General features: G+C 62.3%; 13 protein-coding genes. 3 read left to right on the top strand and 10 right to left on the bottom strand.

Going from position 1 to position 17,891, the window contains the following annotated elements:
* Nucleotides 1–40 precede the first annotated feature (40 nt).
* Nucleotides 41–883, bottom strand: coding sequence for a dihydropteroate synthase (gene folP, locus CIT31_RS22745; RefSeq protein WP_029352937.1), 843 nt, complete (start codon nt 881–883; stop codon nt 41–43).
* Between the two features lie 84 nt (nt 884–967).
* Between folP and CIT31_RS22750 the strand changes: the two genes are divergently transcribed.
* Nucleotides 968–1,585, top strand: a complete 618-nt coding sequence (locus tag CIT31_RS22750) for a DUF922 domain-containing Zn-dependent protease (protein WP_095520557.1) — start codon at nt 968–970, stop codon at nt 1,583–1,585.
* 47 nt (nt 1,586–1,632) lie between these two features.
* Here the strand turns inward: CIT31_RS22750 and CIT31_RS22755 are convergent, their stop codons facing one another.
* The 3 genes from CIT31_RS22755 to CIT31_RS22765 form a co-directional block, all read right to left on the bottom strand.
* Nucleotides 1,633–2,661 carry an NAD(P)/FAD-dependent oxidoreductase gene (locus tag CIT31_RS22755; protein WP_095520558.1) on the bottom strand — a complete coding sequence of 343 codons (1,029 nt, stop codon included), beginning with the start codon at nt 2,659–2,661 and terminating at the stop codon, nt 1,633–1,635.
* A 203-nt stretch (nt 2,662–2,864) separates the two neighbouring features.
* Nucleotides 2,865–3,185: a 2Fe-2S iron-sulfur cluster-binding protein gene (locus tag CIT31_RS22760; RefSeq protein WP_006334837.1), complete on the bottom strand. Its 321-nt coding sequence runs from the start codon at nt 3,183–3,185 to the stop codon at nt 2,865–2,867.
* Nucleotides 3,186–3,285: 100 nt separating this feature from the next.
* Entirely contained in the window at nt 3,286–3,654 is a 369-nt protein-coding gene (locus CIT31_RS22765; RefSeq protein ID WP_095520463.1) for an Hpt domain-containing protein, read from the bottom strand.
* 271 nt (nt 3,655–3,925) lie between these two features.
* On the opposite strand from CIT31_RS22765, the gene CIT31_RS22770 reads away from it, so the two are divergent.
* Nucleotides 3,926–10,747, top strand: a complete 6,822-nt coding sequence (locus tag CIT31_RS22770; protein ID WP_095520464.1) for a kinesin — start codon at nt 3,926–3,928, stop codon at nt 10,745–10,747.
* 79 nt (nt 10,748–10,826) lie between these two features.
* Here the strand turns inward: CIT31_RS22770 and CIT31_RS22775 are convergent, their stop codons facing one another.
* The gene (locus tag CIT31_RS22775; protein WP_095520465.1) at nt 10,827–11,270 is read right to left on the bottom strand and encodes an SRPBCC family protein; all 444 of its coding nucleotides are present in this window, start codon (nt 11,268–11,270) and stop codon (nt 10,827–10,829) included.
* Between the two features lies 1 nt (nt 11,271).
* Entirely contained in the window at nt 11,272–11,592 is a 321-nt protein-coding gene (locus CIT31_RS22780) for an OmpA family protein (protein ID WP_095520466.1), read from the bottom strand.
* Between the two features lie 502 nt (nt 11,593–12,094).
* Here CIT31_RS22780 and CIT31_RS22790 point away from each other — a divergent pair.
* Entirely contained in the window at nt 12,095–13,264 is a 1,170-nt protein-coding gene (locus CIT31_RS22790; RefSeq protein ID WP_095520468.1) for an aldose epimerase family protein, read from the top strand.
* A 459-nt stretch (nt 13,265–13,723) separates the two neighbouring features.
* Here the strand turns inward: CIT31_RS22790 and CIT31_RS22800 are convergent, their stop codons facing one another.
* The 4 genes from CIT31_RS22800 to CIT31_RS22815 are packed head-to-tail and all read right to left on the bottom strand — an operon-like array spanning nt 13,724 to nt 17,837.
* Nucleotides 13,724–14,392: an ABC-type transport auxiliary lipoprotein family protein gene (locus CIT31_RS22800; protein WP_206073401.1), complete on the bottom strand. Its 669-nt coding sequence runs from the start codon at nt 14,390–14,392 to the stop codon at nt 13,724–13,726.
* Between the two features lie 46 nt (nt 14,393–14,438).
* Nucleotides 14,439–15,812 carry an MlaD family protein gene (locus tag CIT31_RS22805; protein ID WP_095520471.1) on the bottom strand — a complete coding sequence of 458 codons (1,374 nt, stop codon included), beginning with the start codon at nt 15,810–15,812 and terminating at the stop codon, nt 14,439–14,441.
* 14 nt (nt 15,813–15,826) lie between these two features.
* Complete coding sequence (locus tag CIT31_RS22810) at nt 15,827–16,648, bottom strand: ABC transporter ATP-binding protein (protein ID WP_095520472.1); 822 nt, start codon at nt 16,646–16,648, stop codon at nt 15,827–15,829.
* A gap of 1 nt (nt 16,649) precedes the next feature.
* Nucleotides 16,650–17,837, bottom strand: coding sequence for an ABC transporter permease (locus CIT31_RS22815; RefSeq protein WP_095520473.1), 1,188 nt, complete (start codon nt 17,835–17,837; stop codon nt 16,650–16,652).
* Between the last annotated feature and the right edge of the window lie 54 nt (nt 17,838–17,891).

The raw sequence follows: 17,891 nt of genomic DNA on the forward strand, positions 1-17,891 counted from the left end.
ACGCATCCTGCTTTCCAAAAATCGATTATGATTTTCGAGCCTATGCGGTGGTTTCACGGGCCAGCATAGCATCCGCAAGCGCCAGCGCATCCACATTGATTGCGACATCGTGGACGCGAAAAAGCTGCGCGCCCTTGAGTCTCAGGATAACGCTCGTCGCCGCTGTTCCGGCTCCCCTGGCCGAGGCGTCGCGGCCGGTGACGACACCGATGAAGCGCTTTCGCGATGTACCCGCCATCAGCGGAAAGCCCAAGGCATCAAGTTCGGAAAACCGTGCCATCAGGTCGAGATTTTCCTCCGCTGTTTCCTTGGCGAAGCCAAAGCCCGGATCGAGCACGATTTGGTCGTCGGCAACGCCGCTTTGCCGGGCGATTTCCAGTGACTTCCTGAGGAAGGAAAACTGATCCTCGATAACGTCGGGCAGTTTTTGCCTGTCACGTCCGGTGTGCATGATGACCAGCCCGGCGCCGGTCTCGGCAGCGACCCGCGCGACGCCCGGTTCGCGCTGCAGGCCCCAGACATCGTTGACGATATGGGCGCCGGCGGCGACGGCAAGCCGAGCGGTGTCCTCGCGATAGCTGTCGACCGAAATCAGCGCCTTGCCAAGCCTGGCGAGCGCCTCGATGACAGGCAGCACACGGGCCTGCTCCTCCTCGACGGCTACCGGAGATGCGCCGGGGCGTGTCGATTCTCCACCGACGTCAATGACGGAGGCCCCCTCTTCCACCATCCGGCGGGCCTGGGCCATCGCCTGTTCGGGCGCAACGAACAGTCCCCCGTCGGAAAAACTGTCCGGCGTGACATTGAGGATACCGACGATCACCGCTTTGCCGCCGAGGTCGAGATGACGCCCATGCGCCAGTTGCCATCGCCGTGTCGTCATTGTCCATCAACCATGTGTGATCCGCCAAAGATCAATTCCGTTGCGCCGGCAGCGGCCGTAGCGCATGGTGGGCAAAGAGGCAACATGATGAAACGATCACTGCTTTGCGCCCTGATGCTCGCGTTTTCTGCCTTGCCCGCGGGCACGGCGAGTTTGGTAAAGACATATAGCTACTTTAGCATCGGCGGCAGGACGCTCGATGATATCGGCACCCAGCTTACGAAACTTGGGCCCCTGGTAAAAAGTACAGGGATGCGGCATCCAGGCGCGACGCAGATGGCGTTCACCACCCGCATCAGCTATGCAGAAAAATCGAATTCCTGCGCGATTGCTGACGCCAACGTCACTCTCAAAGTCAAGGTGATCCTTCCCGAGTGGCGCCGCTCGCGCAAGGCTGATGCGGGCGTAAGGCTGTTTTGGGATACATTGTCCGCCGACATCAAGCGCCATGAGGATCGCCATGTCGAGATCGCCAAGAACCATGCCCGCGACCTCGAGGATGCGCTGAAGGCGACCTATCCGCAGAAGACTTGCCAGCAGGCCAAGGCCAAGGCCGCGGAAATCGCCGCCGCTATTCTTGCCAAGCACGACCGGGCCCAGATGCAATTCGATCGCGTCGAGACAATCAATTTCGAAAGCCGCATCCTGCGGCTGCTGCGCTATCGCATGGAGCGCATCGAGAACGGCCGGCTGCCGGGTTAGCTCAGGCCAGATGGTAAGGTCGATTTTCGTGGAGTAAGAGTGGGGCGTCAGCCGGCGACGCCAAGCTTCTTCTGCAGACTGGTCGACGAGGTCGTATACTGGAACACGATGCGCTCGCCGGGGCTGACGATGCGCTTGGCCGCTTGCGCCATCAGAGCGACCTCATGGAAGCCCGACAGGATCAGCTTCAGCTTGCCGGGGTACCAGTTGATGTCGCCGACGGCGAAGATGCCCGGTACCGATGTCTGGAATTTCTCGGTGTCGACCGGGATCAAGTTCTCGTGAAGATTGAGCCCCCACTCGGCGATCGGTCCTAGCTTCATGGTCAGGCCGAAGAATGGCAGCATCCGCGTGCACGGCACCTCGATATCGCCGCTGGGGCCTTTGATGGTCGCGGAGGAAAGCTGGCCGTCGGCGCCGGACAATCCCGCCACCTGCCCTACCTGGAAATCCAGTTCCTTCATCTCCTGCATGGCGTACATCTTGTTGACGCTGTCGGGCGCCGCGCGAAACTCCGGCCGCCGGTGGACTAGCGTCACGCTCTTGGCCACCGGCTGCAGGTTCAGCGTCCAGTCGAGCGCCGAATCGCCGCCGCCGACGATAATGAGGTCGTGGCCGCGAAATTCCTCCATCCGGCGAACCGAGTAGAAGACGCTCTTGCCCTCATAAATCTCAATGTGCGGGATCGGCGGCCGCTTCGGCTGGAATGAGCCGCCGCCGGCCGCGATAACCACAACCTTGGCTTCAAAAACCTCGTTCTCGTCAGTGAGGACGCGAAAGCTGCCGTCCTCCAGCTTTTCGAGGCTCGAGACCATGCGGTTGAAGGTGAAGTCGGGCTTGAACGGCGCGATCTGCTCAAGGAGCCTGTCGACCAAGCCCTGCGCCGAAATCGATGGCCAGCCGGGAATGTCGTAGATCGGCTTTTCCGGATAGAGTTCGGCGCATTGCCCGCCAGGGCGATCGAGTATGTCGATGAGATGGCATTTCATGTCGAAGAGGCCGAGCTCGAACACGGCGAACAGGCCGACCGGCCCTGCCCCGACAATCAATACGTCCGTCCTGGTGATATCGGTCATGAATGCGCCTTCAATCCGCACGACCGCGAAAATCGAAATCGATTTTCGCTGGAGATCATCCGCCAAATCACGGTGCTATAGCGCCCTTTGCGTGTCCAAGAGGATGCGCGGCGCTATAGAGAACGGCGAGACACTGCATGACCATTGGCCCGCTGCCAAGCCGGGACCCGAAAAATCGGCTACAACGCTTCAGCCTTCACGCTTCAGCCCTGGCGGGCGGGCACGCGCACAACCAGGCCGTCGAGAGCGTCGCGCACCTTGATCTGACAGGAGAGCCGTGAGTTCGGCTGGACATCGTAGGCGAAGTCCAGCATGTCCTCTTCCATCGCTTCCGGCTCCCCGACTTCCGCCGTCCATGCCTCGTCGACATAGACGTGGCAGGTCGCGCAGGCGCAGGCGCCACCGCACTCGGCCTCGATCCCCGGCACGGCGTTGCGGATCGCGTTCTCCATGACGGTCGAGCCGTTTTCGGCATCCACGTCAAAATGTGTGCCGTCATGGGCGATGAAGGTCAGCTTGGTCATTTGTCACCTGAAGGGAGTTCCAGCCGAGATAATCACTCCAGCAGACAAGTCAACTGCCGCGCGAAAGCGGCGCTCTATGCCGTTTTTTTCGGAAATCGGTTTAACGGCTGATGGCGGCGACGAAATCGCGGACTTCTTCGATCAGGGCGCCAAGCCGCTTGAGGGTATTGGTATCTTCAGGTTGAAGTTCGATCGCGCTGGCGCAATCGGCAATAGCGAAGGCGCCGACGCCGCGCGCCGAACCTTTCAGCCCGTGCGCAAGAAGCAGTCTTTGCCCCACATCGGCGTCGACGATCCTGTCGCGAACGGACAGCGCCTGCTGCACGAACAGCGCCAGCACCTCCTGTTCGAGGTTGCGGTCGCCCATCGTCTGACGCGCCAAATGCGCCAAGTCCACCGGCCGCGACCCGGCCGTTCCCGATACGTCGCCGCCGGGCATCGAGAAGGCAATGCCGTTTTCGCCACGCATGATTCTGCAACTCCGTTCATCCAGCCGCAAAAAATAGGCCCATCCTGTGGATGACGGGTTAATGATTGGCCCGGAAAAATGTTGCGATAACGGCGCCGGAATCACAGTTTTGTTAACCTTATATTTAAAGTTTTACGTATCGCGCCGAATGCATGTTTTCTTTACCCCGGTGTGTCATTACGATACGACAGGTCCATTTTCAGCCTCTTGCGTGGGACACGACAAGCAGAATCAATAAGTCCCGCGGCAGCTTGTACAGGGTAGCGAAGGCATGGCGAAGAAAACAACGACGAGAACGCTCGACAACGACGTAGCCAGGGAACTCGAAAAAGCACTTGAAATCGATCTGAGCGGCGATGCCGGCGGCGACCTCGACATCGCAGCGTCCATGGAAGATCTGGAAGCGCAGATATCGCAGGCTGCCGACGAGTTGGCACGCGAAGGCCGTAACCAGAATGCCGAGCCTGTCGCCAGCCAGAGCGAGAATGCCGAGCCCGTCGCCAGCCAGAGCCAGAAGACGCAGCCTGCCGCCAACCAGGACCAAAAAGCCCAGGACCAGAAAACAAAACCCGCGGCAAAGGCTGAACTGCGCCCTGTGGAAACGCGCAATGGCACGCAGCCGGCCGGCTTCACGCCGGCCAATGACCCTCGTCAAAAAGATTACAAAACGCTGCTGCATACCCTCAATCGGCGTGCCTCGAACACGATCTACTGGGTCGTGGCGCTCGTTTCGCTTGCCTGGATCGCGGGCGCCGGGGCATTGGCCAACTTGCTGTTTGGACCAGGCATCTGGCAAATCCGCACGCCCGGCCAGTTTTTCGCCCGTCCCGAACTGATCGGCCTGGCGATCGCTGCGATCCTGCCCGTGCTGCTGTTTTGGGCGTTTGCAGCCATGATTCGCCGCGCGCAGGAGATGCGCATCGCGGCTCAGTCGATGACGGAAGTGGCCTTCCGCCTGACCGAGCCGGAAAACATTGCCCAGGATCGCGTCATGATGATCGGGCAAGCCGTCCGCCGCGAGGTGGCGGCCATGGGTGAAGGCATCGAGCGCACGCTTGCGCGTGCCGTCGAGCTCGAAACCCTGGTGCACAGCGAGGTGAACCAGATCGAACGCTCCTACTCGGAGAATGAATCCCGCATCCGCTCGCTTGTCGACGGGCTGGGCAGCGAGCGCGAAGCGGTGGTCAGCCACGCCGAACGCGTGCGCGCCTCGATCACCGGCGCGCATGAGACGCTGAAGGACGAAATCGGGGCGGCCAGCGACATCATTCGCGACAGCATTCTCAACGCCTCGACCAACCTGTCGATGACCATAACCAATTCCGGCGACACCCTGATCGACAGGATCAACCAAAGCTCGTTGTCGATCTTCGATTCGGTGGAAGGCCGGCTCGAATCGATCACGGACCGGCTGTCGACCTCCGGCGAAGCCTTCGCCAGCCTTCTCGATACGCGCATCGCCAAGCTGACGGACACGACCGACGGCCTCACCCGGTCGCTGACCGACCTGCTCGACGATCGGACCTCCGGCATGGTGTCGTTGCTCGGCGGCGCCGCGCGTACGCTCAACTCCGAATTTGAAGCCAGCCTTGACGGCATCGAGCGGACGCTGGCCGAACGCGGCCAGGCGCTGATTAGTGAATTTCAGACCCGCGCCGAAGCGCTGGACACCGGCACCCAGAAGCTCAACGCCGCGCTCGAGGCTCGCGCACGCCAGATCAACGAGACGCTGGTCGAGCGCGCGCGCGAAATCGCCCATACCTTCCAGGAGAGCAAGGAGACGCTGTCGGCGATGATCGATCAGGGCAAGACCCAGATCGGCGCCGACATGGCCGACATTGTTTCGTCGACTTCGTCCATGCTTGAAGCACGCGCAGGCGATTTCGCAGGGCGCATGGAAGCGGCCCGTCATGTGGTGTCGCGTTCCTTCGACGCCGACATCCAGCGGCTTTCCGATGCCCGCGTCGGCATCGAAGAAGCCGTCGAGAACCACAGCCGCAAGCTTTCCGAAAGCCGCGAACGCATGGCGGCGGCAATGCAGGCCGATCTTGCGAAATTCGCCGAAAGCCGCGCCGGCATCGACGCGGCTGTCACCGACCAGGTGCAGAAGCTTGCCGAAGGCCGCAACCTGATCTCGCGCGCCCTCGAAGAGGATCTGCGCAAGGTCAACGAGTCAAGCGCCGCCATCGATGCTTCGCTCGGCAGCCATCTCGAAAGGCTCGAAGAGGGCCGCAATAGGCTTTCACAAGCCTTGAACGAAGACTCCGGAAAACTCGTACAAGCCCGTACGATCATTGACGAGATGGTTGCCGGCCATGTTGGCAAGCTCGCCGAAGGCCGCAGCATTCTTTCACGCGCCCTCGAGGCCGATCTCGGCAAGCTGGCCGACAGTCGCGCCAGCATCGACGGCCTGGTCGCCGGTCAGGTCGAGAAGATCGCCGAAGGTCGCGCCATACTTGCCAAGGCGTTGGAAACCGACATTGTCGGCATCAAGGATCTCATCCAGAGCCATTCCGCCAAACTGGCGGAAGACCGCAGCCTGCTTTCGCGCTCGCTCGAAAACGACCTGTCCGGTATCCGAGGCCTGATCGAGGACCATTCGGGCAGGCTCGCCGACGATCGCAGCCAGCTTTCGCAAACGCTCGAGGCAGACCTCGCCAAATTGGCGGAAAGCCGGTCGAGCATCGACGGGCTGGTCGCCGGTCAGGTCGAGAAGCTGGCCGAAGGCCGCGACATCCTAAAGCGCGCGCTGGAGTCCGATCTCAACACGATCAAGGACGTCATAGCAGGCCAGTCCGAAAAGCTGGCGGAAGACCGTGGCCAGCTCTCGAAGGCGTTGGAAATCGACCTGCAGAGCGTGAACGGGCTTATCTCCGATCACATGAACAGGCTCGCCGAGGACCGTTCAATCCTGTCGAAGGCACTCGAAGACGACCTCGCCAAACTGGCTGAAAGCCGGTCGAGCATCGATGGTCTGGTTACCGGCCAGGTCGAGAAGCTGGCCGAAGGCCGCGACATTCTCAAGCGCGCGCTGGAGTCCGATCTCAACACGATCAAGGACGTCATAGCAGGCCAGTCCGAAAAGCTGGCGGAAGATCGTGGTCAGCTCTCAAAGGCGTTGGAAACGGACCTGCAGAGCGTGAATGGCCTTATCTCTGATCACATGAACAGGCTCGCCGAGGACCGTTCGATCCTGTCGAAGGCACTCGAAGACGACCTCGCCAAGCTGGCCGAAAGCCGGTCGAGCATCGATGGTCTGGTCACCGGCCAGGTCGAGAAGCTGGCCGAGGGCCGCGACATTCTCAAGCGCGCGCTGGAATCCGATCTCAACACGATCAAGAGCGTTATCGCAGACCAGTCCGAAAAGCTGGCGGAAGACCGCTCGACCCTGTCCAAGGCGCTCGAAGACGACCTCGCCAAGCTGGCGGAAAGCCGGTCGAGCATCGACGGGCTGGTTGCCGGCCAAGTCGAAAAGCTGGCCGAAGGCCGCGACATTCTCAGACGTGCGCTGGAAGCAGACCTCAATACCATCAAGGGTGTCGTCGCCGACCAGTCGCAGCAGCTGACCGACAATCGCGCTCAGTTTGCGCAGGCGCTGGAAGCCGATCTCGGCAGCGTCAACGGTCTTGTAAACAGCCATGCCGAGAAACTCCTCCAGGAGCGCTCGACCCTGTCCAAGGCACTCGAAGACGACCTCGCCAAACTGGCGGAAAGCCGGTCAAGCATCGACGGGCTGGTTGCCGGCCAGGTCGAGAAGCTGGCCGAAGGCCGCGACATCCTCAGACGCGCGTTGGAAGCAGACCTCAATACCCTCAAGGGTGTCGTCGCCGACCAGTCGCAGCAGCTGACCGACAATCGTGCAGAGTTTGCGCGGGCGCTGGAGACCGATCTCGGCAGCGTCAACGGTCTCGTAAACAGCCACGCCGAGAAGCTCATCCAGGACCGCTCGATCCTGTCCAAGGCGCTTGAAGACGACCTCGCCAAACTGGCGGAAAGCCGGTCGAGCATCGACGGGCTGGTTGCCGGCCAGGTCGAGAAACTGGCCGAAGGCCGCGATATCCTTAGACGAGCGCTGGAAGCAGACCTGCAGAAAATTGCGGCGAGCCGCGGCGAGGTGGACGACATCATCGCCGGGCATGTCGGCAAGCTGGCCGAAGGCCGCGACGCGCTGACCCGTGCGCTGGAGGAAGATCTCTCCAAGCTCGCCGATACGCGCAAGGAAGTCGACCGTTCCCTGTCCGGCCATATCGACCAGATCGCCGCCAGAAGCACCGACATTTCGGACGCCATTGCCGCTGACGTCGAAAAGATCGAGCAGGCGTTCAGCCGTCAGACCGGCATCATCGAGGAGCGCGCCGGAACCATGGAGCGCGCGCTGTCGACCGGTGTCGACAACGTCCGCAGCGTGCTCGAAAAGAGCGCCGTCTTCGTCGCGGGAGCGCTGCGTGAAAAGGTAATGGAAGTCACCAGCGCGCTGCATGAGCAGGCCGGCGCGGCGTTCAGCGACGCCGACCGCAAGATCGCCGAGCGTGCCGAGCAGACCTCGGCCGCCTTGCTCGCCAGGGCGGAGGATATCGCCCGCACCTTCGAGGAGGCGGACCGCCGCCTCGCCGAACGTGCCGAAGACACGTCGACTGCGCTCATTGCCCGCGCCGAGGATACATCGAGCGCAATCATGGCCCGGGTCGACGACACATCGAACTCCTTGCTGACGCGCGCCCAGGAGACGGCCGACCGACTGGCCGCTCGTGCCAGCGAGATCGCCGGTACATTCGATGCGGCGGACCAGAAGCTGGTTGCCCGCGCGGTCGAAACGGCGCAGTCGCTGGCGGCACGGGCCGGCGACATCCTGCGCAATTTCGAAGGCGCCGACGAACGGCTCGGCGTGCGCATCGGCGAATCGGCCGAAGCGCTCGCAGCGCGAGCATCGGACCTTGGCCGCATTTTCGATGCCGCCGACCAACAGCTGATCTCGCGCATCGCCGAAGGTTCGGAGGCGCTGTCGGCCCGCGCGTCGGAGATCGGCCGTATCTTCGACGAGGCGGATCACCGTCTGGTATCCCGAATCGCCGACAGCACGTCGACGATCGGAGAACATGCCGACAACATCGTCGGGGCCTTCGCCAGCACCGAGCAGCGGGTTGCCGAACGTGCGCGGCAGACCGGTGAGGAACTTGCCGTCCACGCCCGTGAAATCGAGCAGGCGCTCGCCGGCGCCGACGAGCGCCTGGCATCCAGCGCGGCGGCTGCGGCGGCTCGCGTCGAGGAGCAGGTTGCCGGCGTCGAAAACCGTCTCGTCTACACCACCGAAACGATAGGCCAGAAGCTCAACGAACAGGTTTCGACCGCTGAGGCGCAACTTATTTCGCGCGCCAACGCGATCGCCGAAACCTTCACTGCGGTCGGCCAACATATCGGCCAGAGCACCAACGACGCGGCGAAGACCATCGGCACCAACACCCGCGAGCTCAACACGATGCTTGCGGCACGTTCGGCCGAGATCTCGAAAATCCTCGACGAAACGGCACGGCCGCTGGTCGAGCGCTTCGCCCAGGGCGGCTCGGAACTGCAAAAGAGCATGGAAGAGGTGACCGAACGCGCCACCGAGAAGCTCCGCAGTGAAAACGCCACCCTCGTCAATGCGCTCGCCAGCCGCACGGCCGAAACATTGTCGGCCGTCGAAGGCGCGCGCTCGACGCTCGCCGACAGTGTCGCCGATCTCATCGGCCGTATGAGCACCTCTAGCTCGCAGCTCGGTCAGTTGATCGAGCAGGCGGCGGCCAATCTCGGCCAGGTCGACGAACGCCTGACCGGCAGCACGCAAAGCTTTGCAGCGACCACGGAAAAAGCCGCGCAGACCTTCGCCAGTTCGGCACGCCTGGTCGATTCGAACACGACACGGCTTACCGAGCTGTCATCCGCGACCTTGCGCGAGGTTGCCTCGATCGCCACCAAGTTCGACGAGCACAGCCGATTGCTGTCCAGTGCTTCGGATCTGTTGAGCTCGGCCCAGAGCAACCTTGAACACACGTTGGAAAGGCAGTCGTCGCTGGAGGATCTCGCCGTCGGCCTGGTCAAGAAGTCGGAGGATCTCGAAAAGGTCATGCGCTCGTTCGAGGATCTGGTCGGCCAGACGTTGCAGAACGCCGAAGGCAAGACGCTGGAGTCGGCGGACAAGATCCGGACCGCCATCTCCGACGTCGTCGATTCGGCAACGAAGCGCTTCGCCGACGCGACCGAGGAGATGCGACGCACCGCCGGCTCGATCAAGAGCGAGCTCGACCTCACCCGCGCCGAGCTCAAGAAGGGCGTGATCGAGATGCCGGAAGAGGCAAAGGAATCGACCACCGCCATCCGCCGCGCCGTTTCCGAGCAGATCAACGCGCTGAAGGAACTATCTGAAATCGTCGCGAAATCGGGCCGCAACACCGACTCCTCGGAGCCGCGCAACCCGCGTCCGGCACCGCAGGCGCCTGCGGCGCGCGGCGCTGAGCCGCAGCGCCGTCCTCCGGGCCCGCAACCGGAGCCTCTTGGCCCGCAGGCGCCATCGGGTGACACCGCACTGCGCGGCACGCTCGACCTGGAACGCCCGGCTGAGACGGCGCCGCGCCAGCGGGACCCCAATGGCCGTACGCCGCAGGGCGGCTGGGTGCGCGATCTTTTGACCGGGGCATCGCGCGAAGAGGGCGCCAAGCCGGCGGCACCTTTGGAAGCGCCACGCTCGGCACCTGCCCAGCGCTCGCCGCTTCACGTCGTGGAGTCGCTTAACTCGCTTTCCGTCGACATCGCCCGCGCCATCGATCACGACGCCTCGATCGAGCTTTGGAACCGCTACCGGCGCGGCGAGCGTGACGTGTTCACGCGGCGTCTCTACACGCTGAAGGGCCAGCAGACTTTCGACGAGATTCGCCGCAAATATCAGATGGAGGCGGAGTTCCGCGTCGCCGTCGACCGCTACTGCGACGATTTCGAAAAGCTGCTCAAGGACGTGTCGCGCAACGACCGCGACAACATGATGGCGCAGACCTACCTGACGTCGGACACCGGCAAGGTCTATACGATGCTTGCCCACGCCAGTGGCCGCCTGCATTGATCAGACGACAAGGGAACAGGAAAAAGGCGGGAAATTTTCCCGCCTTTTCATGCCGTGCCGACCCCTTTGGGATGATGCTCTATTGATTGATCTCCGGTTCGACGAGCCTTGCCAGGTTTCGCAGCGACTCCTGCCAACCGAGATAACACGCCTCAGCTGGAATGACGTCCGGCACGCCTGCCTGCGTGATATCCAGCTCCGTGCCGACTGATACTCTCTTCAGTATCACCGTCACCTGCATCTCGCCGGGCAAGTCAGGATCGTCGAACTTGTCCGTATAGCGCAGGCGTTCGCCCGGAACGAGCTCGATATATTCGCCGCCAAACGAGTGGCTTTTGTCCGTTGTGAAGTTGCGGAACGACATTTTGAATGTGCCGCCGACTTTGGGTTCCAGATGATAAACCGTGCAGGTAAAGCCGTTGGGCGGTAGCCATTTCGCGAGCGCGTCCGCCTCAACGAATGCGCGATAGACTTTTTCTGGGCTGGTTGCCAGGACGCGGTGCAGGCGTACGGTACTGGGCATATCATTTATCCTTGTGATTGGAGTGTCGATCCTGCCCAAGGACGAACGGGTCCTGACCAATCCGACACAAGTTCTGAGGTTTTTTGGAACCGGGGCCGCAGACCTTCATGTTAGGCTCCTGCGACCGCTTTTCGACCCGTTGCGTCTCCATGTTCTCGGGCGCGATGTCGAAGACGTTGGTCAGCGCAGTCGCCACCGCCTCGGCCCGCTGGTCCGAAAGCGCCGGGTTCGCCATCTCCGCCCCGACCGCATCGCGAGCGACACTGGAAGATGCCAATCCCGCACCCACGTCCAAGCGGCCTTTGCCTTTCAGGAAGCTCAATGACGGTCAGATCTTTTGATAATGATCTGGCACCCCGTTCTACTATGTTCGCCCGCAGCGACGTCGAACCGCTAACCCCTGTGCGGTCCTTGCAGCGAAGCAACACGAAGGTCGGCCAACGGGTCGGAGAGGCGACCGACAGGGTCGCCTCGATGTTGGTCCGGAAATGTCGCAACCGAGCCGACCTGGGTATCGGCTCGGATTTTACCGCTAATGGAGCGTTCTACGTCTCAATTGGGTGGCTTTGCGACACCAACTAGCAGCAAGTCGAAGTCGGGAATCAGGCGGATACCCGTCCTGCGATTCATGCACCGACGGCAATTTTGATCAGGCAATGAGCTGATGCGACCGGCGGTATCCGGCACACGCTTTTCAAGCACGGGTGCTATTGTACGATCTCTACCAGGACGCGCTTACCTTGATACCCCGATGGGCTTAGAATTGGTCTTCCAGGCGGCTCGTCAGAAGCCGCCGGCGAAGAGGCCTATCGAGGGAGGAAACCATGACGCCGATTGAACCAAACAGGTCGCGTACCTGGCATAGGTCAGTGCTCGGCGCGGCCGTGCTCGGCATGGGCGTGCTGCTGACGGGAACGAGCGCCGGCGCCGGCTCTGTGGACAAGACCCCATTCGGAAACACGCAGGACGGCAAAGCCGTCGATCTCTACACGCTCACCAACGACAGGGGCGCGTCCGTCAAGTTCACCGCCTATGGCGGTATCATCACGGCGATCAATGTGCCCGACCGCTGGGGCAAGCTCGACAACGTCGTGCTCGGCTTCAAGGAACTCGCCGACTACGAATCCATGAACCCCTATTTCGGCGCCTTGATCGGGCGCTACGGCAATCGCATCGGCGGCGCGAAGTTCACGCTCGACGGCACGCAATACCAACTCGCCGCCAATAACGGGCCGAACAGCTTGCACGGCGGCACGAAAGGCTTCGACAAGGTCGTCTGGGCGGTCGAGCCGCTGAGCAGCGTCAGCGGCGCCGCAGCGCGGCTCAACTACACGAGCAAGGATGGCGAGGAAGGCTATCCCGGCACGCTCACGGTCCAGGTCGTCTATAGCCTCACCAACGACAACGAGCTGCGCATCGACTACGAGGCGACGACCGACAAACCAACCGTGGTCAATCTCACGAGTCATTCCTACTTCAATCTCGCCGGCGACGGCACGGGTGGGATCGACGATCACATCCTCACGATCAACGCCGATCGCTACACGCCGGTCGACGCGACCTTGATCCCGACCGGGCAGCTCGCCTCCGTGACCGCCACGCCGTTCGACTTCCGCCAAGGGGCGCCGATCGGCGCACGCATCCGCTCGAACGACCCACAGATGGTCTATGGCCGCGGATACGATCACAACTTCGTGCTGAACCGGTCGGGTGGTGGACTTTCGCTCGCCGCCCGAGTCTACGAGCCGCGCTCGGGCCGGATCATGGAGATCTCGACTACCGAGCCTGGCGTCCAGTTCTACAGCGGCAACTTCCTCGATTCGACGCTCGTCGGCGCGGCCGGTCAGCAATACCGCCAGACCGACGGCTTCTGCCTTGAGACGCAGCACTTCCCGGATTCGCCGAACAAGCCGTCATTTCCGACGACGGTGCTGAAACCGGGCGAAACGCTGAAGTCGACTACGATACACAAATTCTCCACCGACGCGTCCTAGCGTTGCAGCTGCGTTCTTTTCTGGTTGCTGAATCGATGGGTCGCCATGATTCGGAGATCATGGATGACGGGCGTTTCGATCGAGGCGCTGGAGCTCTGGGCGTCGTCGCTGCGGGAGGCAAGGCAGCGGATCCGGAGCTTGTTTGCTGGCGCTATGTCCCCGGCCGAACACACAGCCTCTCCGCGGCGAAGCAGGCGAACGTTGCGGCTTTCCATCGCCCCCAAAGCCGCTGGCCGTAGCCAAGTCAGACCTTCATGCAAGTCGCTGTCTACGTCCGAGGTCGATTCAAAGCTGTGGCGCGAAGGGCGGCTTTGGAGAAGCGCCGGGAAGGTCGGTAATTGGCGCCCCCTGCTCGTTCCAGTCGTCGAAACGGACGGCAGTTCCCCACCCGTCTCGGCCATTGGCGGCAGCCAGATGATTGAGTTTGATCCTAAGCTCCGCCCGGCGGCCCTGGCTGTGTCAGATCACCGAATCGGTCCAGCGGACGATGTCCTTGGCTGCATCGCCGAACGCATTGTCGAGCGCGCTGACATAGGCCTGGTTGCCGCTGCCCGAGACGGGCGCGGTCGCGGTAAAGCTCTTCGAGGCGCGCACCTCGCCATTGCGGTCGTTCAGTATCCGCACGAACAGCTCGACTTCGGCATGTTCGCCGCGGTCGACCCTGACTTCAAAGGAACGGACCTCGACGATGACCTGGTAGTCGATCGCCAGCCCCTCGCCCGGCTTGCCCACACCGGCGAAGCTGCCCGAGCGCTGGAATGTCTCGGCCAGCCGCGCCTGCACGATCAGCGGCAGCCGATCGGCCCATTGCGCGCCCTTGAGGTACTGGATCGAGCGCACGGACGGCTTGATGACGATGTTCTGGCTGTCCAGCGCCTTGAGCGCGGAGGGTTGGGCAATGAGGATCTGGCGGCGGCTGCGGCCGCGCGCATCGAGCGGCGGCGCCGACAGTTCGAATGTGTCCAGAGGCGCCGGCCCGCCGCCCGGCAAAAACGCGCAACCGGCTACCAAAAGCGTAAGCAATGCCACACCCGCTTTAAGCCCGCCCGATTTGACCCCGCCCAATTTAAGCACGACCGACTTCACACGCGATCCCCGTTGTCCCCGAATCGTATGAGCAACCCGCATCCGTAGCGCACTTGCCCGCTGTTCTTGGGGCGGGCGAAGGCCGAAGTCAACGCCGCACCCTGCCGTCGAATTGCCGAACCTCGCCTTCGCCGCCTGACAGGATACGCTGCGGATTTCGGCTGAGATCCGTCACCGCCTCTTCGATGCGGCTGATCGAACGGCGGCTGTCCTGGACCAGCGCTTCGACGTTCTGCAGGCCCTGACCGGAGAATCGGGCCAGATTGTCGGTGATGGTGCCGAGGCGGGCGTTCAGGGTGTCGGCGACCTGCTTGAACGATCTCAGCGTATTCCTGGCATCGGCTATCATGCCGTCGGCCTGACCTGAGCCGAGCAATGTATCGACCTTGGCGAGGATGCCGTCGACGCGCACCGAAGCGTCGTTGAGACGCTCCGCGAGCTGCTGCGCGTCCTTGATGGTCTGGTCGATATCGTCGGCCCGGTTGGCAAATTTGCTGGTCACCTTGGCGATGTCGGCGGCAGCCTCGTTGGCGTTTTCGCTGGCCTTCTGGATGTTGGCCAGCGCGGTGCGAACCTGTGCCGGGTCGATGCCGTCGAGAACGCCGTCGACTTTGGCCAGCGTGCCTTGCGTCCTTTGAGCGAAATTGTTGATCGACCCTACCGCCGTGTCGATATTCCTGACGACCCTGTCGAACTGCTTGCTGGTTTCCTTCAGGTTCGTGGTCACCGTGTCGACGTTGGCGACGATGCTCTTGATCTGGTCCTTGTCGACGGCGTTGAGCAGTCCTTCCGCCGCCTTCAGCGTGCCGTCGAGCTTGCCCGAGACACCCCTCAACTCGTCCGAAAGCGAACTGACGCTGGCGAGGAATTTGTCGATGCCGTCGGAGTTCTTGGCCAGCGCGTCGGAAAAGGTCTGCACATTGTTGACGGTCTGCGTCAGCGGCCCGCGAACGTCCCTGGTGAAGCCTTCGAGCTGGGTGAGAACCGTATCGGCGCGGGTGAAGATGTTCTGCGCCGTCTGCAAGAGATTGGTGACCGCCGACGGGTTGGCGACGATCTCGGCGACGCGGCCCTCCGCCTCCGCCTGGTCGAGAAGATTTACTTCCTTGGGGTCGGCGCCCTTGAGTTCGATATTGGCCTGACCGGTGAGGCCGGCGAGGCCGATGTCGGCCTGCGTCGATTTGGTGATCGGCGTCATGCGGTCTATTTCGGCGTCAGCTATGGCGGCGGTCGGATTATCGACGTCGATATAGACGCGCCTGACATCCCCAACCCTGACGCCGTTGAACAGCACGAAGCTGCCGCGGCCGAGGCCGGAAGCCGATCCCGGAATGCGCACCCGCAGCATCGCCGTCTCACCTCTGTCGCCGATCGCGGCCGTCCAATAGACGAACGCGAACGCTGCCAGGATCGCGGCTAGCGTGAAAATGCCGACAATGACGTAGTTGGCTCTGGTTTCCATTTATCCACTTATGGCTACGCGCGGGCCGCAAGATCAAGTTGCCGCGCACGTTTTCCGCGAAAATAGGATTTCACCCAGGGTTCCTCGCTTCTGAGCATGTCGTCGATCGTGCCTTCGACCAGCACTTTCTTTTTGCCGAGCACGGCCACCCGATCACAAGCTGTGAACAGCGTGTCGAGATCGTGCGTGACCATGTACACGGTCAGATCCATGGTATCGCGCAGTTTGACGACCAGTTCGTCGAATTCAGCCGCACTGATCGGATCGAGGCCGGAGGTCGGCTCGTCCAGGAACACGATGTCGGGGTCGAGCGCCAGTGCGCGCGCCAGCGCCGCGCGCTTGATCATGCCGCCGGAAAGCTCGGACGGAAATTTCTGCGCCGCATCCGGCGGCAACCCGACCAGTTCGACCTTGAGCAACGCCAGCTCGTCCATCAGCTTTCTGGGCAGGTCGAGATATTCGCGCATCGGCACCTGCACGTTTTCGAGAACCGTGAGCGCCGAAAACAGCGCGCCGTGCTGGAAGAGGACGCCAAGGCGCATGTCGATGCGAAGACGCTCCCTCTCGCTCGCCTTTTCGACATCGACGCCGAACAGCTTGATCGTTCCCGACTGCTTGTGGACCAGGCCGAGGATGGTGCGCAGGAGAACCGACTTGCCGGCACCGGAGGCGCCGACAAAGCCGAGGATCTCGCCGCGCCTGATATCGAGCGACAATCTGTCGAGAATGACCTTGTCGCCGAAGGACACGGTGATGTCGTGCGCGGAAAGCACGATCTCGTCTTCGTCGGCCCCTTCCGCAACCCCAGTCGCCTTTGTGCTGCCCTGCGTCGCCATGTCAGAACTCGATCGCCGCGTAGAACATGGCGAAAAGCCCATCGAGGATGATGACCACGAAGATCGACTTCACCACCGAAGCGGTGACGTGTTGTCCCAGCGATTCGGCGCTGCCGCCAACCTTCATGCCTTCGACCGAGGCAATCGTGCCGATGATCATGGCCATGAACGGCGCCTTGATCAGCCCGGCAAAGATGGTGCTGAGATCGATGGCGACACGCAGCCGGTCGATGAACGCCGCCGGTGCGATGTCGGAGTAGAGCCATGCGGCCAGGATGCCGCCGCCGAGTGCGGCGAAATTGGCGATGATCGTCAGGCAAGGCAGTGCGATCACCAGCGCGACCAGCCGCGGAAACACCAGCACGCCGATTGGATTGAGCCCGATGACCTTCAGCGCGTCGACCTCCTCGCGCATTTTCATCGAGCCGATTTCAGCCGTAATGGCGCTGCCCGAACGGCCGGCGATCATGATCGCGGTCATCAGCACGCCGAGTTCGCGCAGGATCAGCACGCCGACCAGATCGACGACGAAGATATCGGCGCCGAAATAGCTGAGCTGGTAGGCGCCTTGCTGGGCGACGATCGCGCCGACGATGGCCGACATCAGCACGACCACCGGGATGGCGCCGACGCCCATGCGATCGATCTGGTTGAAGATCGCCGCGGGATTGACCGCATGGCCGCGGCCGAGCTTCATCTGCGCGCCGCGTATCGTGGCGCCCAATATGTTCATCGCGGCCAGGAAATCGTCGCGCATTTCATAGACGCGCCGGCCAACCGCCTCTAGCGCGCGAATGATGATGTTGGGCGGCTTTGTGCCGCCGGAATCGGGTTCGCGCCGGACCGCGTCGCCAACGGCGCCGAGCAGGATCGAGGCAATCTCGCTTTGCCCTTGCAGCCTGATCTCGACGCCTTTCTTTTCGAAGGCGCTGACCAGGCGGTCGATCAGCCAGGCTCCGGCGGTATCCATCTTCTCGATATGCGAAAGGTCGAGCGCCAGCGTCTGGAACCCGCTGCGCTTCTCGATCTTGCGCATCTCGGCGTCGACCAGCGTCACGGTGCGCGTCGTCCAGTTTCCGGAGAAGGCGCAGCCCAGAACGCCACCCTCCTCACCGACCGCGATGCGCGGCTGGTGGTCGGCCTCCTTGGCGGTCGTGCCGCTTGCGTGGCGTTTGCGGATGGTAAACATGGCGTCCTGTTAGCCTGACGGGCCAATCTGTTTAACCTGACGGAACCCACCTGT

Origin of the sequence: Mesorhizobium wenxiniae (genome assembly GCF_002284535.1) — a bacterium.
GTDB lineage: Bacteria > Pseudomonadota > Alphaproteobacteria > Rhizobiales > Rhizobiaceae > Mesorhizobium > Mesorhizobium wenxiniae.